21 protein-coding genes are annotated in these 24,529 nt (G+C 41.9%); 9 read left to right on the forward strand and 12 right to left on the reverse strand.

The window, feature by feature from the left end:
* The first annotated feature begins 198 nt into the window (after window positions 1-198).
* The gene (locus tag MKX36_RS16855) at window positions 199-861 is read left to right on the forward strand and encodes a TetR/AcrR family transcriptional regulator (RefSeq protein ID WP_340865063.1); all 663 of its coding nucleotides are present in this window, start codon (window positions 199-201) and stop codon (window positions 859-861) included.
* Window positions 824-1,798: an alpha/beta hydrolase gene (locus MKX36_RS16860; RefSeq protein WP_340865064.1), complete on the forward strand. Its 975-nt coding sequence runs from the start codon at window positions 824-826 to the stop codon at window positions 1,796-1,798. Before MKX36_RS16855 ends, MKX36_RS16860 begins: the two co-directional genes overlap by 38 nt.
* Before the next feature lie 343 nt (window positions 1,799-2,141).
* Here the strand turns inward: MKX36_RS16860 and sigK are convergent, their stop codons facing one another.
* Both sigK and MKX36_RS16870 read right to left on the reverse strand, forming a co-directional pair.
* Window positions 2,142-2,843: an RNA polymerase sporulation sigma factor SigK gene (gene sigK / locus MKX36_RS16865; RefSeq protein WP_025365394.1), complete on the reverse strand. Its 702-nt coding sequence runs from the start codon at window positions 2,841-2,843 to the stop codon at window positions 2,142-2,144.
* Window positions 2,844-3,121: 278 nt separating this feature from the next.
* Entirely contained in the window at window positions 3,122-3,493 is a 372-nt protein-coding gene (locus tag MKX36_RS16870) for a hypothetical protein (protein WP_025365395.1), read from the reverse strand.
* A 348-nt stretch (window positions 3,494-3,841) separates the two neighbouring features.
* On the opposite strand from MKX36_RS16870, the gene MKX36_RS16875 reads away from it, so the two are divergent.
* Complete coding sequence (locus MKX36_RS16875) at window positions 3,842-4,351, forward strand: discoidin domain-containing protein (protein ID WP_025365396.1); 510 nt, start codon at window positions 3,842-3,844, stop codon at window positions 4,349-4,351.
* Between the two features lie 852 nt (window positions 4,352-5,203).
* On the opposite strand, the gene MKX36_RS16880 is transcribed toward MKX36_RS16875, so the two are convergent.
* Entirely contained in the window at window positions 5,204-5,419 is a 216-nt protein-coding gene (locus MKX36_RS16880; protein WP_025365398.1) for a hypothetical protein, read from the reverse strand.
* Between the two features lie 632 nt (window positions 5,420-6,051).
* On the opposite strand from MKX36_RS16880, the gene aiiA reads away from it, so the two are divergent.
* The 5 genes from aiiA (at window position 6,052) to MKX36_RS16905 (ending at window position 10,573) form a co-directional block, all read left to right on the forward strand.
* A complete protein-coding gene (gene aiiA, locus MKX36_RS16885) occupies window positions 6,052-6,810 on the forward strand; it encodes a quorum-quenching N-acyl homoserine lactonase AiiA (RefSeq protein ID WP_340866117.1) in 759 nt (252 codons plus the stop codon).
* A gap of 14 nt (window positions 6,811-6,824) precedes the next feature.
* Window positions 6,825-8,147, forward strand: coding sequence for an MFS transporter (locus MKX36_RS16890; RefSeq protein WP_340865065.1), 1,323 nt, complete (start codon window positions 6,825-6,827; stop codon window positions 8,145-8,147).
* A 45-nt stretch (window positions 8,148-8,192) separates the two neighbouring features.
* Window positions 8,193-9,581, forward strand: coding sequence for an amidase (locus tag MKX36_RS16895; RefSeq protein ID WP_340865066.1), 1,389 nt, complete (start codon window positions 8,193-8,195; stop codon window positions 9,579-9,581).
* 29 nt (window positions 9,582-9,610) lie between these two features.
* Window positions 9,611-9,829: a hypothetical protein gene (locus tag MKX36_RS16900; protein WP_039276151.1), complete on the forward strand. Its 219-nt coding sequence runs from the start codon at window positions 9,611-9,613 to the stop codon at window positions 9,827-9,829.
* Between the two features lie 132 nt (window positions 9,830-9,961).
* Window positions 9,962-10,573: a TetR/AcrR family transcriptional regulator gene (locus MKX36_RS16905; RefSeq protein WP_340865067.1), complete on the forward strand. Its 612-nt coding sequence runs from the start codon at window positions 9,962-9,964 to the stop codon at window positions 10,571-10,573.
* Between the two features lie 1,488 nt (window positions 10,574-12,061).
* Here the strand turns inward: MKX36_RS16905 and MKX36_RS16910 are convergent.
* From MKX36_RS16910 to MKX36_RS16920, 3 genes are all read right to left on the reverse strand, one after another.
* Complete coding sequence (locus MKX36_RS16910) at window positions 12,062-16,651, reverse strand: fibronectin type III domain-containing protein (protein ID WP_340865068.1); 4,590 nt, start codon at window positions 16,649-16,651, stop codon at window positions 12,062-12,064.
* Between the two features lie 231 nt (window positions 16,652-16,882).
* Window positions 16,883-17,761, reverse strand: coding sequence for a hypothetical protein (locus MKX36_RS16915; RefSeq protein WP_044785397.1), 879 nt, complete (start codon window positions 17,759-17,761; stop codon window positions 16,883-16,885).
* 211 nt (window positions 17,762-17,972) lie between these two features.
* Window positions 17,973-19,439 carry an Ig-like domain-containing protein gene (locus MKX36_RS16920; RefSeq protein WP_340865071.1) on the reverse strand — a complete coding sequence of 489 codons (1,467 nt, stop codon included), beginning with the start codon at window positions 19,437-19,439 and terminating at the stop codon, window positions 17,973-17,975.
* A 337-nt stretch (window positions 19,440-19,776) separates the two neighbouring features.
* Here MKX36_RS16920 and MKX36_RS16925 point away from each other — a divergent pair, with 337 nt between their 5' ends.
* On the forward strand, window positions 19,777-20,265 hold the full coding sequence (locus MKX36_RS16925; protein ID WP_019688100.1) for a hypothetical protein: 489 nt from the start codon (window positions 19,777-19,779) through the stop codon (window positions 20,263-20,265).
* Window positions 20,266-20,302: 37 nt separating this feature from the next.
* On the opposite strand, the gene MKX36_RS16930 is transcribed toward MKX36_RS16925, so the two are convergent.
* The 6 genes from MKX36_RS16930 to modA form a co-directional block, all read right to left on the reverse strand.
* The gene (locus tag MKX36_RS16930; RefSeq protein ID WP_340865072.1) at window positions 20,303-21,133 is read right to left on the reverse strand and encodes a siderophore biosynthesis protein; all 831 of its coding nucleotides are present in this window, start codon (window positions 21,131-21,133) and stop codon (window positions 20,303-20,305) included.
* Window positions 21,134-21,159: 26 nt separating this feature from the next.
* Complete coding sequence (locus tag MKX36_RS16935; RefSeq protein ID WP_013372243.1) at window positions 21,160-21,597, reverse strand: AAA family ATPase; 438 nt, start codon at window positions 21,595-21,597, stop codon at window positions 21,160-21,162.
* 3 nt (window positions 21,598-21,600) lie between these two features.
* Complete coding sequence (locus tag MKX36_RS16940; protein ID WP_151256166.1) at window positions 21,601-22,338, reverse strand: tRNA(His) guanylyltransferase Thg1 family protein; 738 nt, start codon at window positions 22,336-22,338, stop codon at window positions 21,601-21,603.
* A gap of 100 nt (window positions 22,339-22,438) precedes the next feature.
* Window positions 22,439-22,786 (reverse strand): DUF2294 domain-containing protein, encoded by a 348-nt coding sequence (locus tag MKX36_RS16945; protein WP_016821668.1) that lies wholly within the window; start codon window positions 22,784-22,786, stop codon window positions 22,439-22,441.
* A 185-nt stretch (window positions 22,787-22,971) separates the two neighbouring features.
* Window positions 22,972-23,637 (reverse strand): molybdate ABC transporter permease subunit, encoded by a 666-nt coding sequence (gene modB, locus MKX36_RS16950; protein WP_016821669.1) that lies wholly within the window; start codon window positions 23,635-23,637, stop codon window positions 22,972-22,974.
* Between the two features lie 27 nt (window positions 23,638-23,664).
* Entirely contained in the window at window positions 23,665-24,486 is an 822-nt protein-coding gene (gene modA / locus MKX36_RS16955) for a molybdate ABC transporter substrate-binding protein (RefSeq protein WP_340865073.1), read from the reverse strand.
* Window positions 24,487-24,529 lie beyond the last annotated feature (43 nt).

Raw genomic sequence — 24,529 nt, forward strand, 5'->3', positions numbered from 1 at the left:
ATCCAAAATAATCTGATAAAAACAAGCCTGAGGCGCATATTGGGCAGCACTCCGGCTTATTTTTATATGTTGAGGTTCATCCTGCTCGTAAGTAAAATAAATTAACTCTTGCTATAAGTCATAATTTTAGATATATTATTAATTAAATAATCAATCATTTAATTAATGAAAGTTTAGTTTAAAGAAAGGGGAATACATTTGGCAAGACCCATCAATGAAGAAAAAAGACTGGAGCGGCGTAAACGTATCCTAGAAGAAGCTGTTGTCCTGTTCGCAGAAAGTGGATATTCTAATACCACAATGGCTATCATTGCGCAGAGTGTGGGAGTGACTCCTGGAACCATTTTTCAATATTTTCCTAGCAAAGAAGCTTTATTCTACGCCGCAGTCCTTGAGCCGCTTGCTGATATTCAGGTGAAATCGCTTGCTTGTCTAAAAAAAGAAGGGACACCAGGCGTATTGATTAAGAGCATGGTGGCAGAACAATTCAACCATATCTACTCCTATATAAATGAATTGCGGCTTGTTCAATCTGTCTTAGGACAACGAATAAGATTCCCTGAACTTACACAGAAGGTCCTTGAAAGTGTAAAGGTAATGACAGATGCGATCGAATGCATCTATGCTAAGGGACAGTTAATGGGGGAATTCAACAAATGCTTTTCTCCAGCAATGATCTCTCGTGCCTATATCTCTTTCTTAAATGGAGTGGGCTTAACTCTTGGAGAAAGTATTATTCAGCATCCGGAGTGGGAAAATCTGAAGGAGCATGCCTTTTATTTGTTCGCACCCATACAACCTGAAGAAAACCGGAGGAGTCTGAATGAGTCAAACATCATTACAACCCGATCTGACATTTAACGTTCGTGTGAAAAAACGGAAGAAAATTTTATGGAGCCTAGGAATCGTGCTTCTGCTTGTAATGGCTCTTGTATTTTTTATATCTTATAAAGTAGTAGACACCTTGTTGCACCATCCTAGAGACACTAATGTCAGCTACGAATTGAATATCGATAAAACACCCTACGAAGAGATCGAGTTCAAGAGTTTGAAAAATGATAATACGATTAGAGGTACATTCTTTCCTGCAAGTGGTCTTTCTGGTAAACCAAGTGATAAGACGATTGTTGTCGTCCATGGATATACGAGCAATCGTTTAGTCAAAGGGCGGACCCAAAAGTTAGTAGAGCATTTCGTTCCGAAAGGCTACAATGTATTGGCATTTGACCTCAGCTCGCAAGGTAAATCCGATGGTGACTTGATTACACTGGGCCTCAATGAAAAATACGATTTGCTAGGAGCTGTAAGCTACTTAAAATCCAGAGACCATACGGGTGATAACATTGGAGTTATCGGCTTTTCAATGGGTGCTGCTACTTCTCTGCTAGCCGCAAGTGAAAGTGATGACATCAAAGCCGTAATTGCGGATAGTCCTTTTCGTAATGCTGGTCTATTTCTGAGAGAGGGTTTGCCCTACTTTTCAGGTCTACCTGCACTTCCATTCAGTTATACATCGACATGGATGGCAAATTGGGTCTTTAAGGTTGATCTTGATTCCATATCTCCTATGAATGCGGTAAAAAAGATGCAAGACAAGCCAGTTATGCTCATTCATGGTACTGGAGATCAGCAAATCAGTTATAAAAATACAGAAATTATTTACGAGTCCTTAAAAGATAACCCAAAAGCAGAAGTATGGTACCCGCAAAATACGGAGCACATCGATGCCATCAACCATTACCCCACTGAATATTTCAAAACAGTAGATCGCTTTTTGGATGAGTATGTAGGAAAATAAATTCACTCCAAGAGAGCCGACTAGCGAAAAAGCTTGTCCTGACGAAGTAAAAATACCCAATAATATCAAGCATTTTTAGCCTGTAGTGCAGAAAACCACTACAGGCTTTTATTTGCGTTTTAAATGAAAATACATAGCAAAATAGCTATTATTTAAGCGAAAAAAACGGTAGTACGAGTACAGAGCATGTTGATAAAGACAAAAGACAAGTGTATGCTGTTTGCTGGTCAGGAGAAGATCCTTTTTGGAGATCATTTGAATAAAGACTCGGAATTGAATAAATGAACTAGAAAACAACGCGTTCTCTACAAGAGCAACGCGGCTTCAAATATCTCCTTATCCATTATCCCTTCTGCTTGTAAAATTCATGGTACAACTTCATCAGCGCGCGCTTTTCAATTCGTGACACATACGAGCGTGAAATTCCCAGTTCTCGTGCAATTTCCCTCTGTGTTCGTTCTTCTCCTCCAGCTTCCAGACCAAATCGGCCAATCACCACTTCTTTTTCACGGTCATCTAAAATATCCAGATTGCGATAGATTTTGCTCTTCTCGATTTTGAGCTGTACCTTATCTACAATATCGTCCGCCTCGGAACCAAGGATATCAATTAAAGTAATCTCGTTTCCTTCCTTGTCAGTCCCTATAGGATCGTGGAGAGATACGTCTTTGCGTGTCTTTTTCAGGGACCTTAAATGCATCAGAATCTCATTTTCTATACAACGGGCTGCAAATGTTGCCAGTTTTGTTCCTTTTCCGGTCTGAAAGCTTTCAATAGCTTTGATCAGTCCAATGGTGCCGATGGATATAAGATCCTCCAAATCTTCGCCGGTGTTATCGAATTTTTTTACAATATGGGCCACCAGCCTTAGGTTATGTTCAATAAGTGTGTTACGGGAATGTGCGTTGCCTTCGGCAAACAGCTTTAGGTGTCGAGCTTCCTCTTTCTCAGTCAATGGCTGCGGAAAGGCGTTGTTTTTCACATAGGAAACGAGTAGCGTCAATTCCTTGATGAACAGAGCGATAGCACTAAATAGTCCGGGCACGGATGACACCTCCTGAGGTAGTTGCGAACTTACCGGCCTTTGTTACTTACCGGGCTTGCGGTCTGTTTATTGTATGTAGGCAGGTGCCCATCCGTGCCTGTACTCCGAAAACTGCTCCGTAACAATTTGCCGGATATCTTTCTGGAGCAATCTCCAATACTTAATTTGAAACTTAGAGATCTCTTCGACAAATCAACGCACTCCTATAGCCAGAGGGAAACACGGGATAGCTTTACATTATTCATCACTTGATTTCCCCATTTTCTTTCAGTAGAGTATTAACTTTTTTCTAAATATGACATCGGAAGTGGGGAATAGACTATCGTATCTCCATCTTCATCTCGTTTTAAAATAATAGCGAACTCAGCACCATTACTCTCATCGCCTCTTGGCAACGGGAAGATCATTGCGGGACAACGCAACTCATAATTATGAGGAAATTCTTTTTGAAAATCCTCTAAAGCATAATTCAGAATTGCATCTATTTTATCGGTAAGCACATGAAATCCACCTATTACAAAATCATTGGACTCTTGGGAAGCGGTATACTTCTCAAATAATTTGGTTTTGTATTCCTCAACAGTATTAAAACAAACTTCCCAATCCAAAGGGAATACGCCATCTGCTAAATAATAAGAGTATATTTTCATATTCCATACATTCTCCTTCTCGCACCTAAAATAGTTTTTATATTGTTTCTCTCAATCTTTTTCGATATAAATTAGCCTAGCCTTTAGAATGAGCTTGTTAAAGACCCGAAAATAGCACCCTTTTCTTATTTCCTCCTATATCGTTTGAATTTTTTAATTACGTAGGTTCTTATCCCGTCCATTGCTAGTATAGTCATGAAATAACTGGTTGCTATTATAATGCTTGGCCACTCATTTATGATTATGCCTTTTTTAATTAAGGAATACATTCATTGAGAGTTTCATATAGATCATATACAACAACATATTTAGCAAATTAGAAATAATAACTAAGGGAGGTAGTTCAACATGACAAAATTCAGTCAAAATCCAGATAGTTATTCGTTTTCCATGGAACCTGTCGTTATAGCTGAAGATAACGTTTCAACGAATGGAGATACCAAAAATACTTTTCCGAAAAATGTTTTGATCGATAATAATCTCTATTGGGAGAGCAGCTTAAGTGGTAAAGGTGGGGAAATCATCTTCAAATTAGATACGGGAAAAACGATCAATGATATCCTCTTAGCCCAGCCACCTTCTCGCGCTTTTATACTTTCGTTTTCGTTTCATGGCTCGAGTGACGGAGAAAACTGGTATAGGTTAGGACAAGTCGAGGCTGTACCAAGCACTGCAAAAATAACCTATCAGTTTAGTAATGAAATTCCTTTTTCATATTATAAAATAGCTGTACTTTCCTCTGGATTGAATAATACAACCACCTATTATGGTATCCGATACATTCAACTAAGAACCGCGCTAATCAATGGCGTTCCTGCCTACAGAGCGTCCAATATAAATCCCGCTATTGCGGAATAAGCCAGTACAAAATACAAAAAGGGGGCTGGACAACGCCTCTATGAGTAATGGCTATACTTGAGACAAAAGTTATTCTTACATTCCTAAAATTTCTAGTTATAAGTGATACTTTCTTGCTTTATAACTGAGACTTATCCTCCAACAATAACATAATCACACCCTAATATGATCACTCGTCATTCTATAACTGTGAAGAGAAATGAGAACCAGTAGATTCCTTTTAGCTACTGGTTCTACTGAACCGCAACAGCGACACAACATCCGTTTGAGTAAACTGTAGGCGATCTGCCCGGCTAATAAAGTCTCAGACATATACCAAAAAAAGTATAGCCAAATTCGTCTCATGTATTACCGTAACTCATACCTGCGTCAATATGCCGGAAGTGTATTCAATAAGATATCCTTTTTCACGAGCATATTTGATTGTGTTTCTAATCCGACGCTGAAACTCCATTGGTGATTTAACCTTTCCGATATGAATTTCTATCGTATTATCCCACCGAAAATAGCCGTAAATATTCGTCCCTTTACCAGGAACTCGTAGCCACCAGACTATTCGTGTTAAAGCCAAGCAATCCAAGAAGAATGCCATAATGTCGATTGACAACCATGAAACCGGTGCATGACCTAAATACAAGAATAATCCAACGAGAAAACTAAATATAAAACTTATGCAAACAGTTTCAAGCGAACGCCCTTGATAAAGCCTGAAGCAAAATTTGAATAAAATCCCCCTTTTCAAGTCCTCAATTATTGGCATACATATCGACCTGCACCCAGCTGCAGGCTGGCCACTTCTCCAATCGATCTGATTGACTCCGCAGCCGCTTCCAGGTCCTCAATCAATTGAACTCAATAGGTTTCAATATATTTGATTACTTGATCTACAGTCGAAAAAGGTTCTTTATCTAACTTTACCAATCGATCAAAAACCTTAATTTCAAATCCCGATTCATTTCTCCATACTTCAAACCGGATGTTCTCCTCTACCGCCGGCCCTCCAATTGTAACTTGATCTCCTATCAGCATACCTTCAAGATTAGCTTTTCGACTTAGGCTTAGTTTCATAAAACTCATCCTTTCCTTATTAATTAAGTCCAACTGATCGACTCCACAGCCCGTAGCAGTTATTCAATCAATCTTTACCTCTAAAAATTTTCTCCCGCTGGATTGATGGCTGAACCGAAACATTGTTATCTCCTGACTACAATCAATCATTTTAAGCCCATTATCTTCAAACAGGCATTCGCATAATCCTTGTTTTTATAGATTACAACAGTAATCTCCTGTCGTGCTCTCGTTAGCATTTGGTACAGCATTTTGTCCATACGATAGGGAGGTGCCCCCGCTTCTCTAGTAGACAAAAGCTGCCCAGAATCGTTGTAATAAAAACGCTCGTTTATTACAACGGCAACTTTATCAAATTCTTGTCCAATAACATGATGAGCGTTTCGATTTCCCACTGAGTACTTATCAATTGCGATCCCCATGGTTTTTGTACACTGCGGCTTTAACGCAGCCCCGTTGTTTATTTGCACTCCACCTAGGCGACATTCTTTAGCTTAGCGTATTGTTGCAGGTGTAAGGCTTTTGCCGAAGCCCAACCGCCGATGACAAATTGACATCGGACAATTTGTCCGATATAATCAAAACAAAACGGACAAACTGTCCGAATTTATAATATGAAGGGTGAAACTGGGATGTATATTGAAAAGTTGTATTTTTTACCTGTAGGTGAATGTTTCCTAGATCAATCGGCAGTTAATCGAACCCTTGCCCCCGGGAAATTAGTCGGAATGCCTGTGTGGTCTTTTCTATTGGAAACGACCAGCGGGCCGATACTCATCGATACGGGAATGCCCGACGCTTTTATCAACAATCCCGATTACTACAAGGGGACTAGACGTGAAGGGCGCGTCGTCCCCAGCATGTCTGACGGCGACTCGATCGTAAATGTGTTAAAGCGTGTCGGTTATCGACCTGACGATATTCAAATGGTCATTAGCTCCCATTTACACTTGGATCATTCTGGGGGAAACGGGCATTTCCGCAATACGCCGATCCTTATTCAAAGGGCAGAGTATGATGCGGCCATAAACAATGAGGATTACTCTCCATTAGAGTGCAGGCTGCCCGATTTACAATATCAAATCATTGAGGGTGACCATGAATTAATTCCGGGGGTTCAAATTTTATTCACTCCGGGTCATTCCCCTGGCCATCAATCAGTCCTTGTCACAACGGAAAAGTCGGGCCCAGTGCTACTGACAATTGATGTTGCTTATACTAGGGAGAACTTTGAGAATAGCGTACCGTTCTTGACATTCGATCAAGAGATGGCTGCTAAATCGATTACTCGCATGCAGGAGTTAATTCAGGATGTTCGGCCGTCCTATGTTTTCTTGGGACACGATAGAGATCAGGCGCAAAAATGCCGCACCTTTCCTGACTTCCTGTAATGGAGGGACAGGCTATGGATACTCAATCAATGGCTTTATCCGGCAATGAGCGGAAATTAATGGGGACACTTTGCTTGCTCATTATTTTCGGAAACATCAATATGACCATGTTTAATTTGTCTATACCTTCGATTTCCGCTGACTTTGCCCTGACCTCCTCGCAGGTGAGCTGGGTTATGGTCGGTTACAGCATTTTGATGGCTATCGGCGCCGGTACTTACGGCAAGTTAACGGAGTCCTTTTCCTTTCGCCAGCTGTATGTCATTGGTTTAATCCTTTTAGCTTTCGGCTCTATGATCGGCTTTTTTGCAGCTTCATACTTGCAAGTCATCATTGGAAGACTGCTGCAGGCAGCAGGGGCCTCATCCATCTCTCCCCTGTCTTATGCGGCAGTAACCCTGTATTTTAAGCCTACAGTCAAGGGACGGGTGCTGGGAACCTTATCCGCCACAATTGCCTTTGCTTCCGGCTTCGGGCCTGTGTTCGGCGGTTTCGTGGAGCAATACTTTGGCTGGCGTGCTTTGTTCATCGTGTCCAGTCTGAGCCTATTTGTTATCCCTTTGATATTCAAGTATGTTCCTGACAAGAAACACGACCTCGGTTCATTCGATTTTCTCGGAGCTGTTTTGTTCTCCGCGGGACTGGCGTTGGTGTTGCTAGGGGTTACGAACTATTGGTTTATGCTCATTGCAGGAGCAGCAGTTCTTCTATGGTTCGGTACTCATATTCAGAAAAAAGAACATCCATTTATCGATGCATCTTTCATGAAAAATGCTCCTTACCGACGAATTCTAGGGATTGGATTCCTTACCTTCGTATGCAACACGGGGTTAACCTTTACTCTTCCTGTCATGATGAAGAATTCCTTTCATTTACCAACTAGTAAAATCGGTCTGCTGATGCTTCCCGGTGCCGCCTGTGCAGCCTTGCTCGGATCCCGGATCGGAGGTTGGACAGATCGTTTCGGAAGCTCCCGCGTGCTTGTCATATCGCAAAGTCTCGTCATCAGCGGATTTATACTACTGGGGGTATCCGTACATTTGCCGCCATGGATCGACGCTATATTGATCATTATCCTTATGATTGGATTCAACGGTGTCCTCACCTCTAGCAGCAATTTAGTTTCGACGACACTCCGTTCGGCTGAGCTGGGTGTGGGGATGGGTATTTTCACACTGGCCTATCTCCTAGGCGGAGCATTCGGCCCTGCGCTGGTCGGCCGACTGATTGATCTAAAGATGCCTTTTTTTGTTGTTTATTTTACCATTTCCCTGTTGGCAATCCTGACATACTTATTCGCAAGAAAAGCAAATCCTAGCGGAAGCTATGGTAATTAGTTTGGTAGACTTACGACATGTCCGAAAGATATGGAGGATGAATAGATGAGTAAATTAAATTTCCAACTGTCCTTTGCTGCTATTCATGAGCTGGCCGAGGGGATCCGAACAAGGAAAATATCCCCGGTAGAGATTACAGAACATGCGCTTCACCGCATCGAACGTTTGAATCCGAAACTGAACGTTTTCGTTACCCAAACGTCCGAACTGGCGATTGAACAAGCGAAGCAATCGGAACGCAATATTATGCATGGTCGGTACAAAGGGCCCCTTCACGGGATCCCCATCGTTCATAAGGATCTATATTACACTAAAGGGATCCGAACAACTGCCGGTTCAAAAATATTGAACAGCTTCGTCCCCGATTACGATTCGACGGTTGCAGCTAAGCTACATGAGGCTGGAACAGTTCTGCTAGGCAAAGTACAGACTCACGAGTTCGCTGCGGGATTGACAACAACTAGCCCGCACTTCGGTCCTTGCCTCAATCCGTGGAACACTGAACTTGTAACGGGAGGTTCAAGCGGCGGTTCGGCTTCTGCTTTAGCGGCTGGACTTACTTATCTGGGCACAGGCTCGGATACCGGAGGTTCGATCCGCATACCCGCTGCTTTGTGCGGTGTCGTAGGGATGAAGCCGACGTACGGTCGGGTCAGTCGGTATGGTATCATTCCAATGGCTTGGTCATTGGACCACCCGGGTCCGTTGACCCGCTGTGTCATGGATGCGTCCCTGTGCTTGGATGTGATGTCTGGCTTCGATCCAAAGGATGAATCGACTGTCGATCTGCCTGCGCCAGGTATCAAGATGTATCCGAATGGTCTCAGGGGTGTGCGTATCGGATTGCCGACAAGCTACTATTACGAGGATTTGATGCCGGAAGTGGAAGCTGCGATGAAGGCCGCTATCAATAAATTCCGAGAACTGGGAGCAGAAATCATCGAAGTTAGCCTGCCCCTGATCAAACATGTTAGAAGTGCGACGATGGCCATTATGATGACGGAAATGTACTCGTACCACGAGAAGTGGCTTGAGACAGAATTGGAACAGTATGGACCGGACGTCCGAATGTTTCTTGAAAGCAGTAGAGATATTCCGGCTTCCATTTACCTTCAGTCTCAGCGGGCCCGGCAACTAATTGTCAATGATTTTTTGAATGCATTGTCCGGAATCGACATCTTGTTGACGCCGGCAACACCGATCACTGCGCCGCGTGCAGATGATGATGCTAGTGTATTCAGATTGAACTCATTTACGCTTCCGACCAATTTGACTGGCTTGCCTAGCCTGAGCATGCCTTGCGGCTTCTCACCTTCCGGTCTGCCGATTAATATGCAATTGATTGGCCGCCCCTTCGAAGAAGCGACAGTACTAGGTATCGGCAATACTTATGAAATGAATACAGACTGGCACAAGAGACATCCGGATTTGTAAGCCTGACTATATTTGATGGAGGGTAATCTATGGATCAAAAGCAACTTAACTCTGAAGTTAGCAGGAAAGCATCAACCGTAACCGGAACAGATACGACGAGCGACAAGAAAAAAGCATACGAGCAGTTTATTCATACGATCGCAAGTTTAAAGGAACTGGACCTATCGGGCATTGAACCGCATTTGCCTCCAATTTACAAAAAGCACTATACCAAGAAATTAAAAAAAGCTCATCGGTCACCCAAATGAATGTATTTTTAATTTTTCACGAAATGTATTATAATTATGAAGACGGACAACATGTCCTATACACGAAAAACGGACATATTGTCCGTTTTTCGTGTTAAATAACAGTTAAATTAATGATGAGGGGAGATATTTATGGTAAATTCAGAATCGCAATCTGTCTCTCTGAAAATTCCCAGAGAGGAGTTAAACCGAAGACGAATTTTGGCGGCGGCTAGAGAACTTTTCATCAAAAACGGTGTTTACAATGTCAATATGCATCAGATTGCGAAGACTGCTGGAGTAGGACAAGCAAGCCTATACCGCCGCTACTCGGATAAGGGCGACATATGTCAGGAGATCGCGTATGAAGAATACCAACCTTTGTTTGATGAAGTTCAAGCATTTCTTGATCAATCCCCAGAAACCGCTGCCTTGGACCGGCTTTACCATGTAATCGTAAGATATGTCTCTTTTTTAGAGGCGAAAGTTCCTTGGCTCTGTGAGGTCAGCCGGGCCTCAACCGGGCATCGTCCGTTACAATCTCCGTTATGTCAATGGATGCGCAATATAAGCAGAAATCTGCTAAATGAGGCCGTTGAACAGGGAGACGTATCCGGGGTGGACATTTCATATACTATTGAAGCCCTGCTGGCCGTGCTTCACAATATCGATTACCCTCTCCAAGATGAAGGCTTTACAAGCCAACGAGTTCTTGATGGATTACACCGCATATTTATTGAAGGTTTAAGAGCTAATAGACATTAATTGAGGGGCTGGCCACAAAGCCACATAACATGGATGAGGGATAGTCCTGCGTAACTCCTCTTTTTATCTCATAATGGTATATTGAATGTACAAAGAAACCATATCCTTTCAAATGGTCGGGTGGTACCTCCATTTTACCCAGGAACGGTTTCTTATTGTTTTACAATTGGAGAATAGGACGTCCCTAGTCATTTTTATGACTTATGGGACAACCCTTTTTTTCTGCCAATGGCTGCTATGCGAGTTGAAGAGATTTGTACAGCACTTGGGGATTTTATTAAAATTTAGTCTATCTTTCTCCTTACGGATATACAGTAATACTTCGTGCATAGATTTATATAAAGTATGGTAAGATACCCCCGTGTATTCTAATACTGTACAAACTGTTATCCGGCCGGCTTTTTGGAGCAAATCGGAAATCACGAAGTCTACATCAGCCTTATATTTATTGATTCTTTCCTGTCTTAGTTTCTCTTTAGTTTCTTCTATTTTTGAAGTTATTTTATTGTTTAATTCGTTATAATTCGTGATTATATTGCTATAAGACATCCCTAAAAATGTGACTACATCCCTTAATGTAATTTGTTCATGATCGTGTGTTTTGATGTACTCATTTGCAAGTGACCAAAGGTATTTTTCCTTTAACTTTTTCTTGTTGTGGTTTTGCTTTCTAATTGCTTTAGAGATTCTATTACCCAGTCCGTGCTCCCAAGGCAGAAAATGGAATTTTTAGATATCGAGCAATTGCCTTATGAGATATTTTAAGATTTTCATACACAAATGTTTGAAGAGCTTTCTCCAATTGATCTACAAGTTCAGCACTGTTATAATTCTGACGTTCTATTGTTTTCCTTTGATAATGTTCTTTATCAAATAGGGCATTAAATATAAAATACCGTTGCACAGCAGGATCAAATAAATAATAGTAGAACGTTAATATTCCAACCTAAAATCGCTCTTGAGTTCTGAAGTAATCCGAGTTTACCCTCCCAATTTAAAAGCCCTCTAAAAATCTGTACCAAATCACTACTACATGTTCTGGTTGGACCGAATTTTTTAGATAACTCCCTTGACAAAAGCTTATTTTTATTTAAATATCCCATGATCTTGTACACAGTATTATTGGACCTTTCTAGTCGACGTGCTATTTCACTCACCGATTGTGTATTCTTTAGAATCTCCCGTGTTCTCTCAATCATACCAACCCAGTCATTAATTGATTTCCACATGTTATCTGAGGTATCAATCCCGTATTCCATCCAACATACTGTACAGATGGAATGCCTATTATATTTCTGACCTTGTACCATATGTTAGCATATATAGAATATATATAGTAAATAGAAACACAAAAAAACCAATAGAAACAAGGGGTTTTGTTTCTATTGGTTTAAAAATGTCTCAAACATATACCCAAAAATGTCTCAGTTATCAACCATATCAGTCTCAATTATTACCGTTACTCACAGCCCCCCTCCCTAATTTTGGTTATTTCATTTGAAGCATATTATAAATCATCTCAGCAGCTTCCGCACGCGTAACTTTCTGTTTGGCACGGAAGCTGCCATCTGGATATCCTTGCACTAAATTAATCTCGGTTAGGCCAAGTACATCCTTTCTGGCCCACTCTACAATTTGAGAGGAATCTGAGTATACACTGCTTTCTTGCTGTGGTGTAGCCTTGATAATGTTATTCACCATTTTAGCGGCCTGCTCCCGATTTATGACCCGATCTGGACCGAAGGCTTTGCTACTAAAACCTCGAGCAACTTGATCCTTAATTGCTGTTTTGAGCAGATCAACATACCATGCAGATAGATCAATATCCTCGAAGTCTAGAGTCACATCTGTTTCGAGCGGTAATTTAAGAGAACGAACAAGCATCGAAGTAAATTCCATACGTGTTACGGGTCTATTCGGTTCAAAAAGTGTGCTGGATGTTCCTTTAACTATACCCAAATTAGCAAGCGTATTTATCTTCTCTCTATTAAATACCCGATCAATGTCACTAAAATGATTTGGCTTCGTCTCGATTGTTGAGCCTTGAAAGAACTCTGTTTTTGTTTCTATCGGTTCCTCGACAACAGGCTGAATCGGTTTTACACCCCCCGCGCCTCCTGCTCCAACACCTGTGTCCACAGCATTCCCTGTAGTTTTACCACTCGCTTCTTTTGCCTCTGTGCGTTTTCCTTGACTATTTTCTGCCCAAAGTTGAACGGTATACAATTGCTTTTCTCTCAGCTGTCTCCAGATAAAAGCTCGATCCTTACCACGATATAGGACTACTCCTTCACTAGCGAGAACAAAAATATCATTTTCATGCTCTGACTCCCAATGGATGATAAATTCACTATTGGTTGTTTCTGTCTTCGAAAACGCAAATGCTGAAGACGGTAACGTCTCGACCTGACCTTCTGATTGCTTACCTTCACCGCTTGTGTTCACTGGCTTAACAGTAATACGATACAATGTAGAACTATCTAATCCGTCTACTTTAAACTCTTGAGTAGTCGTATGGCCGATAAGCATCTCGTTTTTGTAGACATTGTAAGCATCCGTACCCGGAGCTTCTGGCCATGTAATAAGCAAATCGGTATCCGTTACGCTTTTCACAACCAACCTATGATTTGGTATTTGACCTGGCAATGTACGATACGTAAAGGGAGCAACGTCGCCTTCTCCCGTAGTATTCATCGCCTGTATACCAAACGAGTAAATTATACCAGGCTGGATATCTGAAAGTATGATGCAAGCTTCTCTAGTGTCAAAAACTTCCCCTGTATCTTTGCGGATTACTGCATATTGGGAAGCACTCTTGATTTCATTCCATGTCAGCGAAATCTGTCCATTCCCAAGTTCCGTAACTTTTACATTTTGTACTTGAGGCGGGAGTGTCAGCAGTTCACCCAACGCTGGCGGGCTGTAACCACTGCTGTTCCCACTACTCACTTGAAAAGTGTAGTTTTTCCCACCTGTTAAACCAGATACAACTACCCGTGGTTCCGTACTATAATAATTTTGACCGTTGATCGTTACCTTATATTGAGTTACCCCGTCAACCGGAGCCCATATCAATGTGGCATCGTGCTCGCGAACATCTACAGCTGCAAGTTGTAAGGCCGAATTAGGTAGCGTTAATGCATTGATAGAAGCATCCAAACCTGTACCACTTCGATTGTAAGCCCGAATTTTTATATTGGCAGATCTACCTGCTGGCAAACCTTCAAAAGTATAAGAATGGATACCACGCGGAATTTGCACCTTTGGTTCATCGTTAACATTCAAAATGTACCCTTCAGCCCCCTGCACATCTTGCCACGCTACACCAACAGAATATACATCCTTCGTTACACTTGAAAGTGTAGTTACCCGTTCTGGTAATGTCATAACGCCGAGATGAGCATAGTCTCCAAATCCTGTTTCATTTTCAGCAGATATACGATAGTTATACTCCGTTCCCGCCTGAAGCTCAGTATCGGTGAATTCTGTATACACATCGTTATAAACCGAGACCTTATCTCGCTCTAGAGCATAGTAGGTGGCAGTGATTACAGAATTCCACTTCAAGTCGATTCCATCTTCTCTTACGGTTACATTCCGGAATCCGCTTGGGCTGTCTGGTAGACTTAAAAAAGATACATGTTTTGCTGCCCCCTCTCCCATGGCGTTTATAGCGGATACAGAAACTTCATAATACTTACCTGGCTCCATCCCCTTAATCGGATTATACACATCCTGTGTAACCGTATCCTTAAATATGATTTCTCCCGTACTTGCGTCCGCTGCTGTAATAATATATTTATTAGCTGAAAAAACTGGCGTAAAGTCGGCCATGATTTCTGCTGAATGACGAGAGACCGGTCGCAACTGAACATGCTCAGGGGCATCAGGTAACGTTAATACACGGACTCGATTAGAATATGCATTGCCTCCTACATGATTACTGCAACGCAGTTCATACTCATATTCATGTCCTCCTAATAGCCCTGTATCTGTAAAAGAATTTGTCGGATGGTTAACATCCCAAACCTCATTTGTTGTTAGATTTCGGACTGTATAGACATAACCATCATCAAGACCGGAGGGGAGAGTCCATTGCAAATCAACCCCTGTGTTGCGTACAGATGTTGCCGAAAGCTCAACCGGCTGCGGTTGCTTTTGAATGCGAAGTGCACTGCTGACCGTTTCATACATGTTTCCTGCCTGGTCTTTCACCTTCGCATGGACATACCATTCGCCTTCATTTGAGAGATCCAACTGGACTATGGGATCGGCTGCAGCCTCCCAGTTTTCAGGTGAATCGGAGCTGTTCGTGACTTTGTACTGCCTTGACGATGGTTCAATCCCTGAGTACTGGTCAGCATATCGCATGTTCACATGAATATTAGTATCTTTCCATTCACGCATATTGGGTGTCAGTTGAATGCTCGGCGGCTCCAAATCGATATAAGACATTGCGTTCACCGGAACGCTTCGATTTCCAGCTGCATCTACAGCTTGAGCAGTCACTTTTACAATTCCCGAACTATTTAATATTCCCGATGAACCAGGCACATAAGCGCCAGAACCCAATTGATATTCATAATGCACTGCTGTAGTATCCGTTGCACCCGAGAGTGTAAACTGTACTGGTTTATTGATATATCGGTTAGGATTCGTTACCTCAGAAAACATAACTTTCGGAGGGGTGGGTTTGGTACGATCAATCATGACCGATTGAGTCACAATGGGACTAGACACATCAAGATTATTGATCGTCCGCGCTGATAGTTCGTAACTCCCTTCTGCATTTAATGTAAAAGTGCCGTTATATGTCAGCCACTCCCCAGTTGGACTCAAACGATACTGTGTCTTCTTAATTCCATTTGTAGAGTCACTTCCTGACTCAATGGCAATGTCCACATCACGGTTCGTTGGACCCGTTTCGCTAGCCCGTATAACAGGAGCCGTTGGCCCTTTTTTATCAACGGTGACTTCTTTGGTTACCTCCCGGCTTACATTACCGACGTTATCAATGGAACGAGCATAAATCGTGCTTTTGCCATCTTGATTGACATGAAATACTCCACCATAATCCTGCCAATCCTGATTCACAACGCCGGTCAACCGAAATTGAGTATGAGCTATTCCAGAATAATCGTCTGCACCCGGTTTTAATGAAATGGTATATTCATTACTGTTTCCTGTTGCATCTATAATGGGGGGAGTTGGTGGCATCCTGTCTATTCGGACATTGGCGGAAGAAAGACCACTATACTGGTTATTGACGTCCACTGTTCGGGCATAGATTGTATTTACACCATGATCATTGACAGTGAAGGGACCAATATATTGCTGAAATGCTCCTCCATTCAGGCTATATTCATAGTACTTTAATCCTTCAGGAGCCACATCCCCATCAATCCACACGGTTACAGGCTCTTTGGTCCACCCTGTAACAGCCTGTCCCTCTGCACCAGCATGAATCTGGGGTGGTTTAGGCATCAAGTCTGATTTGGGAATAATACGAATTCCAAACTTGGATATTTCATCACTTGTCTGTTGACTAGTTCCCATCGCTCTGAAATATCGTACATCCCTTAATGTAATAGAGTCGGTGATATCTATCCATTTTCCCTGGTAATCGCTATTGGCATAGAATTTCGTTACATTGGTCCATGTATATAAATTCGTTCCGTTGGGTCTCCAGCTGTCGCCTGCGGCGGCATTAGATGTATATATATCTGTATGATAAGACCCCTCAATGTAAACAAAAATCCTGTAATCCGAAGTCTTAATAGATCTTCCAATATCAATAAAACGATTTGTCGGCTGTTTAGTTCCATCACATGTATACCTTGCCGACCCCATGCCAGTGTATACTTCCGTTGCTCCTACTCCACTTCCTGACCAAGAGCCCCAACTGTCGCCACCACCTGGCAAATTATTTTGGCAAAAAGGACCTCCGATGATTTCCTGGGTAGCAGCTGATACCCTTTCCGGAAATATGGGAATGGCCATTAATAAGAGGAGTAAAGCCAGTACTCCATACACCCATTTATTGTGCTTCCTAACCTTTCGTTTATTTTTTCGATACATACACTTCTCCTTACTTTATTTTATTTTCAAAGAGTTCTACGTACTCGCTTTGGCTAAAATAGAAAAAGCACCTCAAACGAAGGCAGTAATGCCTAAGTTTGAGGTGCTTCCTCAATTTCACGAGTATGTTTTGAAGTTATTATACTTCGTTCCAAACAGGATGTAAACAGAACAGCAAAATGAACTGAAATAAATTTTCGAAACACTCATCCCAGAGACCCTTTTGAAACTTTAATTGGCCTGAACACCCAAGTTCCGAAAAAATCCCCGCATATTCTGCATGTAAGAATCCTCAGGAGCAGAAGATTCCTTAAGAAGATTTTGCATACTATTCATAAACGCGGAAGCTGAGGATGTATCCGCTTTGTCAAACCGATTCGTTAACTGTGGTTTATTTAACAGCTCTTCAGTCTGTTCTGTACGTTCCTTGTATTTATTAATCCAATCGGGGTTTTGAGGAACCTTTTGTGCAAAACTCAACAGCTGGCTTAATCCATTTCCTCCACCCTTAATGTCATTCATGAACGCAGTATATTTTTGAGGATCGACCTGTTTCATCACTTCCGACAGCTTGACGTAGTCCTCAGGGGCACCTATCGGACGATCTGTAGGAGTCGTGTAGCTAATATCTCCGGTCTCTGAATCAATGGTTCGTGTCAAGGCAATACCAGCTATCTGGTTCATGGTTTGCATAAATTCCTTGGCTTTATCGCCTTCCATGTAATGATCCGCAATATACTTGGACTGGGAAACTCCCATCTCCAGCAATACCGCGCGCTGCTTCTCATCCGTTACCGTTCCATCGACGATAAAATTGGATTGAATCATATTGTACACAGCATCGGATACTTCTTCCGGTTGGCCCTCCAAAACCCGGTTTAATGCATCGTTGATCTGAGTTGTGCCAAAATACTTGGCAGCATGTGACACGATATCCCCCTCAGCCAGCTTTCTGCCAGCTTCACTAATCTCCACGGTGTCCTGAACGACGAACCTGGACACTTTTTCTTCATGTAGCTGGGGGGACGGAACTTGCTTGCTTGTCGGATTGATCCGTAAGCTACCAGAGCTAAGAACCGCTTGTTGTGCTTTAAGAGGTTCAAAATTCATTCTACTTCCTCCTGTCATGTTTGTAACAGGCAATCTAAGGCGTATGTACGATGTAATGTAACCCTGTTGCTATATATATCGGACAAAGCATATATGGAATGAATATATGCTTTGTCCTAAAAATGAACAATTTTTGAAGCAAGATCCTGACTCTGAATATAAATTGTTAAAATAAACAATCTGACGTTGTCATTGCTTTATAGACAGTACATCAACCACCATAAATGCTATAAGCAAAGTGATATACAATATCTGTAGCTGTAAGTGAAGTACCTGACACCTGGGCAGCTACACCTGAAAGATCATAGTAATGTGTAAAGCTTATGGGACCAGACAAGTATTCTGCAATACTTCCCGTAGAATGCGGCAGGGAAAGGGTCACACTAAAGGCTCCATTTTGATCCGTATAACCAGTACCTGTACGAGTTCGATTCCCGCTGCTTTCAGTCCAGTTCTGGTTCAACCATGTCACATTAACTGGTGCATTTGCTACTGGATAATTATCCGTTGTAGTAACAACACCCTTTACAGTCAGGCTGGTGTTTCCATTAACCCGATAATGGCGACCGTAAGAGTAGGATGGATAGTCATTCGGACCGTTTTTAGAGTCATAACCGTTAATTACAATTTTTCCAGCCCGAAGTACTGGTTTAAGTGTGAGTGCATATAAATGGTCGGGTGAATACTGGTTTGTGGTGTACACTCGCACATAGTAGGTTCCCGTATTCAAAGTGACATTATGATTGGTTTGCGGCAGAAGCGCCATTTGGTTGCCACTAAGAGCCCCATAAACTTCCGCTTTGTAACCGTAGCTTTCCGAAGTGCTGTCCAGTTTGACATTCAAACCATCATAATTTCGATTCACAGGAATTGTGATTTGATACCAATCATTGTCAATCCCTGAATGAATGGAGCGTGAATTCAGGGTAGATCCCCCTGTACTAAATGTAAAGTTATAGGCATGAAAAGCACTCTCATCCGGTTCATAGGCATCATATTGGGAGTTTACATCCACGGTTAAATAGAAAGGATCATTTATGCTCGATCCCTTTTTGGAATGGACTGCAACTGCGTAAGCTTTCTCAGATCCGGTAGCATTGCGGCTTCCTACGTTTTCAGGAAGTGATGCCGATCCCTGTTCATACTTGTTAAAATAGGTTCCATAGGTGGAGGCGTCAATAGCATTGGGGTTGATATCCCCTGTTGTCATATCAAATTCGTACAAGTATAAGTCATAGTCAAGCTGCTCTGAAAATGGACCATCCAACTGTGCCTGCAACAATTCACCTGGCTTCACATAAATCGGATATAAAAACTGTGTGCCTCCCTCTTCCGTAATTGTACCTGAATACGTAGCAGAAGAAGCTGTGGCTGCCGTTGGACTAGCTTTCAGGGAAGGAAGGGTCTCCCTTTTCAAAGAGAATGTCTCTGGTGCTTTAAAATTGATATTTTCCTGCATGTTATAAACGGAGGATGTAATACCTTTAGGCTTGTCCACCCGGGTTAAATGCTCAATAACATCCTCGTTGTTCGTTGTTAGCTGAAAACTAGAATCAGCTTCAATAGCTTGTTTTTCCTTGTTCATCTCTGTGCCTTGACTCGCGTTTGCAGTCATCCCAAAAGCAAACAGGAGCATCATGCTTAGCATAACTGAAATAGCCTTTCTGAACCTCTTCATACTGAAATCCCCTCTCAAATGGTTTAAGGAATTCCCGCTATTCCCTGGAGAATCAGGGTATCTTCTAGGCTGTTGTCTCTATCATAAAACATTCTTGGTTCTAATGGAATATATTGTAGCAAATATTTTTAGTCGTCATTTCCTAAAATAGAAAGCTCTAGAATCCATAGATTAAATGATAATACTAGGATAATAGACTTACTTTAGACACCTTTTTACCATAAAAACCCTACCATTCTCTTATTCATACGATATAATAAACTGATATGGGTAGTTCTTTTAGACTAAGTAATATATCTAATTACCCATAAACATACATAGAAAAAGGGGAATACAGATGAAAAAACTTAGTATATTTATGTTAGTATTGTGTTGCTTTTCAATTTTGGCAGCTTGCTCTACCGATCCGGTAAAAAAAGATTTAATTACCTATGTGAATGATGGAATGCTTCCGTTAACACAAGATGAAAAAGCAGTAACTGAAAAATATGAATCTGTGACCGGGGATAACTTCACAGATGATGAAACACTATATAATACGTTACGAGATGATATTATCCCAGAATACACCAAATACCTCGATAAAGTTGAAGCAGTAAAGACGGAAACTCCTGAGGTACGGGCCGTCCACGAAACCTACATCAAGGCGGTTAGCACTCAAAAAGAAGCACTCATTACGATGATCGATGCGTTGGAAAAAGGAGATCTAAACTTAATTAATGAAAGTAACACCAAGCTTAGCGAGGGTAAAAAGCTCTTCAGAGATTTTGGTGAACAGGTTAACACACTGGCTAAAGAGCACGATGTGAAGATCAATAAGAAATAAATTTTAAAGCTCCCATCTCGGGAGCTTTTTCTATATCCTAGGAATACTCGAAGCAAATTATCGCTTTCCTTAATTCTCTATCATAAAATAAGTAAACCTTATCGGCTCCAAACGCTTGAAAATAATATCCGGTGAAAGAACCGATATAGGTAAATGTCTCACCATTGGCACGTTTAGGCACATGAAGCAGATTGGTTTGCTCGAACTGGAGCATCTCTTCCAAGGATTCGTCATATTCCTTGATGTAGCTTTGGGCCTCATCAGACTGAAATGCGATATCATCCAGAATACCGTTGACTTCGGGAAAGCTTAGCCCCCAGCCACTGGATTGTTTTTCCTCAAAATCGTGAGTGAGCTCTTCCACAGACTTTTTGGCCTCTCCAAAGGAGGAATATGGATAAATTTTATGGTTTTCCAGGAAAAATGCTTTGCGAGCTTCGTAGTCTTGTTCATTAGCTATGTACACCTGTTCCAGTCCGTCCAGTGCCATGACTTCTCTCTTCATACGTAGGTACGCTTTATCTCCGGTAGATTTCAGCGCTTCATAGGTAGCCTCCAACTGCGCTTTCTGATGAAGACTAAAATAATTCCAGTCTGCTTCGAATTTGTATTTGCCGTCAATTACATCGAATCCCAGCATATCTTCCTTGGTATATAAGGTATGAAATTGCTGAGTATTTTCACCCACACAGCCTTCGTGGATTTCTTTTACGGAAACAAAATGAAGCCACTCGTCCTGCTCTGGAAATAAAAATTGGAGATTAATCGAGCAAATTGGCAGAAAGTGCTTGCGGTGATGTTCAAGATCGCTGGCAAATACGTCCTCGTATGCTGGAAAACGTTTGATAAATCTCTCTGGTATGTTCATGGATGCTCCTCCTAAATTGTACGGTTCTATGGTTGCTTTTCGATCCGAAACGTCCCTTCACTCGAAATCACGCTGTAAATTTCATCAAATCCTTCTTCGTAACTTGGGACCTCTAGTTTACTCATTACACTTTTAATACCGATTTCAGGAATATACTCTTTGCCTGTGCGCTGCTCATTACGCTTAATAGATTCAGCATAATCAGGTTCAAAGTAGTAGCCAATGATTTTAAATCCCTTGTTTTTACAAGCATCTATATATTTCTTTCGTTCTTCGACTGTGGGATTGGTATTGTCCACTACAAAACGCTGCATCGTTTCGATGGAGGTCTGAAGGTACATATTTTCCCTATTCCGTGTTTTAAGCATATCAAGATTTATCCGCATATGTGTTTTGAAGAATCGTTCTTTATAAAAAGTCGACTTGCCCGAAGCCTGAATTCCTATAAAAATGACACACTCCAAACCTCACACATCCTTGTCCAGGTATACATATTGGTTAATATAATCTCTATTTTGTGAAAAGATTGGTGTGTCATGATCAACATCCCACTTGCTTCTGACGGCTTCTCCTTTGTTATACTGTTGTTTGGTAATGCAGACTCCCCGCTTTTGCCAGACCGGAAGGTCATTCCAGTTCAGCCCTTTTTCCACAAAAAGCTTGTCTTGAAGCTGATTTCCGTTCAATCCTTGTAGTTCTGAATGCCTGAAATGAGCTTGAGCTACCATAGAAATGCTGTTTTTAGTAGCGTCTTGTTGTCTCCATAGAAAGTAGTTTGCAACCTCATCGTGAGGCAAAACCCATGCTCTTGCATCAAAAGTGGCTAGAGGCTTATCCGGATAAACTTTCTGGATTTCCTCATTAAATTTGGCAGTAGCCAAAGAAGCAGATATAGACACCATCTTTTGAAGATTATTTTCAAACCATGATTGTGTCGTTAATTTGTCATAATTCGTAAGAAGCAGAGAGATTTCATCACTCTGATGGTACACCAGTTTACAGCCCATAATATTATAGGCCAAATATTTGCATGTCTCCCATAATGCAAAGATTAGCTTTTCATCAAAAGGTTTCGTCATCTCACGTGTAAAAGTATGAAAATGAGCACCATCGATTCTGATAATTACGGGTAAACGGCGGGGCAGATTTAATCTATAAGCATTTTCATATTCCTTCATTCTATTTCCAAAATCATCTTTTTTCATAAACTATGTAGCTCCTTCGCTTTTCATAGTATCTATTAATCAAAGGTGCTGCTGAACTCTCCAACAATCTACAATCCAATGTCGGTTTCACCTTCTCTTTTTATTTCACAGCAATATTATCCTCAAATACAAAAACGGAGATGGCTATATCTTCTTCCACTTTAATATCTGAAAATAAATGCAGTAAGCGGGAATCCATATAATCCTCCAGTTCTTTATTGAACTGTACAGGATAGATTTTTTGTACCATTTTGGTTCGAGCTGCATGCACCATCTCTCTTCCTGCATCCTCTTGTGCAAGAAACTTTTCGGATGGAGTTAAATTACCGTATAGCATTGTGATGGCCATATTATCTACAAAGGTTGTATGTATGCGTTCCGGGCCTTTTCCAAATAGCTCTTTACGTACTTTTCGAATAATTTCGTTAAAACCCGTTTCCTTTCTCATATCGCACCGCTCTCCTAAATCTACTAAAATCCTTGTTACTATTTCCATCATAACCGATTCCTATCATATAAAACAGAGATGAAGCGAAAGTGATTCTTGGAACATGCTTACCATTGAACGTCATAGAAAAGAAAACGCAGCCCGCCCGATCGGACAGACTGCGTATATTACTGAATCCAAACGGACTAGTCCTTCACCAGTCGATTCGATAGCATCAACATGATAAAAGAGAATAGGATAATGACGGCTACCCAGCTCCAGGAGAGTGTCATATTTCCGACCTCGGACGCGGTGTAAATCGCCGTAGGCAGGGTTTGAGTCTGTTCAGGAATATTACCCGCAAGCATCAGTGTAGCACCAAATTCCCCTAACCCTCGGGCAAATCCGAGAATGTACCCTGAAATGAGCGGTCGGTAGGCAAGGGGCATCGTAATATGGCGAAACACTTGCCATTCGTTGGCACCTTGCGCACGTGCAGCCTGCTCTACTTCGGGTTCTACAGCTTCAAAACCTGCTTTGATCGTCCGATAAGCCAGTGGAAAAGCAACAACTACCGCCGCCACCACTGCGGCTCCCCATGTAAATACAATCGTCTGCTGGAACAGGCTTTCAAAGGCAGCGCCAATCCAACTTTTCCTTCCCAGCAAGATGAGCAATATAAAGCCGACAACAGTAGGAGGCAAAACAAGTGGAAGAAGTAGAACGGTCTCAATCACACTGATTCCTCTCCGCAGCTTGCAGTTCGCCATCATCCGAGCTACCACAGTTGCTAATAAAAAGACAATGATACTGGCAACGACAGCGACTTTAACAGATACGATAACCGGAGGAAGAAAAGCCGACCAATCCAACGGGACCCCCTCCTTTATCTGTGAATTCTATTTCCCGGTTGTTTCTGCTGGAGCTGAAAATCCATCTTTACTAAATACGCTCATGGCTTCATCTGTACGCAGAAAATCAACAAACTCGCCTGCTTCCTTGCTGTGCTTGGTTGCCTTTACGATGCCTTCTGGATACAGGATAGGTGCGTGCAATTCCTCAGGTACTTCTAGCGCTACGACCGTTTTATCGGATGATTTGGCATCTGTCAAATAAACGAGTCCAGCATCGGCATTGCCTGTTTCAACATAATTTAATACCTGTCTTACGTCTTTGGCGAATACCATTTTCGGTTCCAGCTTGTCCCATAATCCGGCCTTTGTCAGCGATTCTTTGGAATACTGTCCGGCCGGAACGGTAGTAGGCTCCCCAACGGCAAGCTTCATATAAGAAGGACTTGTCAGATCATTGAGTGTAATACCCTTGTTGTCTGTGCTCTTGGCTTTATCTTGCGGAACAACCACAACCAGTTTATTTTGAAGCAGTACGCTATTTTTTTCCACTAATGATGCATCGGTTAAAGCCTTCATTTGCTTCATACCTGCCGAAATAAATACGTCAGCGGGTGCACCCTGCTCAATTTGTTTCTGTAAAGTACCGGATGACGCATAGTTAAAGGTAAGCTTGATATCTGGGTGCTGCTTTTCATACTGTTCCTTGAGCGTATTCAGACTATCTTGAAGACTCGCAGCGGCAGATACGATCAACTCTGTTTTAGGCGCAGACGCTGTCGACTGTACAGCAGCCGGAGACGAGCATCCAGCCAGAACCCATGCCAACAATCCAACGAATGTGAATATGTACCCGAATTTCTTTTTCAACTTGTTCTTCCCCTGTCCTCTAAATTCCGTAATGAGGTGACAG

Origin of the sequence: Paenibacillus sp. FSL W8-0439, assembly GCF_038008995.1 — a bacterium.
Taxonomy (GTDB): domain Bacteria; phylum Bacillota; class Bacilli; order Paenibacillales; family Paenibacillaceae; genus Paenibacillus; species Paenibacillus polymyxa.

Excerpts from the sequence above, each read along its gene's own strand:
- MKX36_RS16890 (WP_340865065.1), top strand. The coding sequence starts at position 6,825 with ATGGATACTCAATCAATGGCTTTATCCGGCAATGAGCGGAAATTAATG.
- MKX36_RS16940 (WP_151256166.1), bottom strand. The coding sequence starts at position 22,338 with ATGAAAAAAGATGATTTTGGAAATAGAATGAAGGAATATGAAAATGCT.
- MKX36_RS16930 (WP_340865072.1), bottom strand. The coding sequence starts at position 21,133 with ATGAACATACCAGAGAGATTTATCAAACGTTTTCCAGCATACGAGGAC.
- MKX36_RS16870 (WP_025365395.1), bottom strand. The coding sequence starts at position 3,493 with ATGAAAATATACTCTTATTATTTAGCAGATGGCGTATTCCCTTTGGAT.
- MKX36_RS16860 (WP_340865064.1), top strand. The coding sequence starts at position 824 with ATGAGTCAAACATCATTACAACCCGATCTGACATTTAACGTTCGTGTG.
- aiiA (WP_340866117.1), top strand. The coding sequence starts at position 6,052 with ATGTATATTGAAAAGTTGTATTTTTTACCTGTAGGTGAATGTTTCCTA.
- MKX36_RS16900 (WP_039276151.1), top strand. The coding sequence starts at position 9,611 with ATGGATCAAAAGCAACTTAACTCTGAAGTTAGCAGGAAAGCATCAACC.
- MKX36_RS16880 (WP_025365398.1), bottom strand. The coding sequence starts at position 5,419 with ATGAAACTAAGCCTAAGTCGAAAAGCTAATCTTGAAGGTATGCTGATA.
- MKX36_RS16895 (WP_340865066.1), top strand. The coding sequence starts at position 8,193 with ATGAGTAAATTAAATTTCCAACTGTCCTTTGCTGCTATTCATGAGCTG.
- MKX36_RS16945 (WP_016821668.1), bottom strand. The coding sequence starts at position 22,786 with ATGAGAAAGGAAACGGGTTTTAACGAAATTATTCGAAAAGTACGTAAA.
- MKX36_RS16910 (WP_340865068.1), bottom strand. The coding sequence starts at position 16,651 with ATGTATCGAAAAAATAAACGAAAGGTTAGGAAGCACAATAAATGGGTG.
- MKX36_RS16925 (WP_019688100.1), top strand. The coding sequence starts at position 19,777 with ATGAAAAAACTTAGTATATTTATGTTAGTATTGTGTTGCTTTTCAATT.
- MKX36_RS16915 (WP_044785397.1), bottom strand. The coding sequence starts at position 17,761 with ATGAATTTTGAACCTCTTAAAGCACAACAAGCGGTTCTTAGCTCTGGT.
- MKX36_RS16905 (WP_340865067.1), top strand. The coding sequence starts at position 9,962 with ATGGTAAATTCAGAATCGCAATCTGTCTCTCTGAAAATTCCCAGAGAG.
- MKX36_RS16920 (WP_340865071.1), bottom strand. The coding sequence starts at position 19,439 with ATGAAGAGGTTCAGAAAGGCTATTTCAGTTATGCTAAGCATGATGCTC.
- MKX36_RS16875 (WP_025365396.1), top strand. The coding sequence starts at position 3,842 with ATGACAAAATTCAGTCAAAATCCAGATAGTTATTCGTTTTCCATGGAA.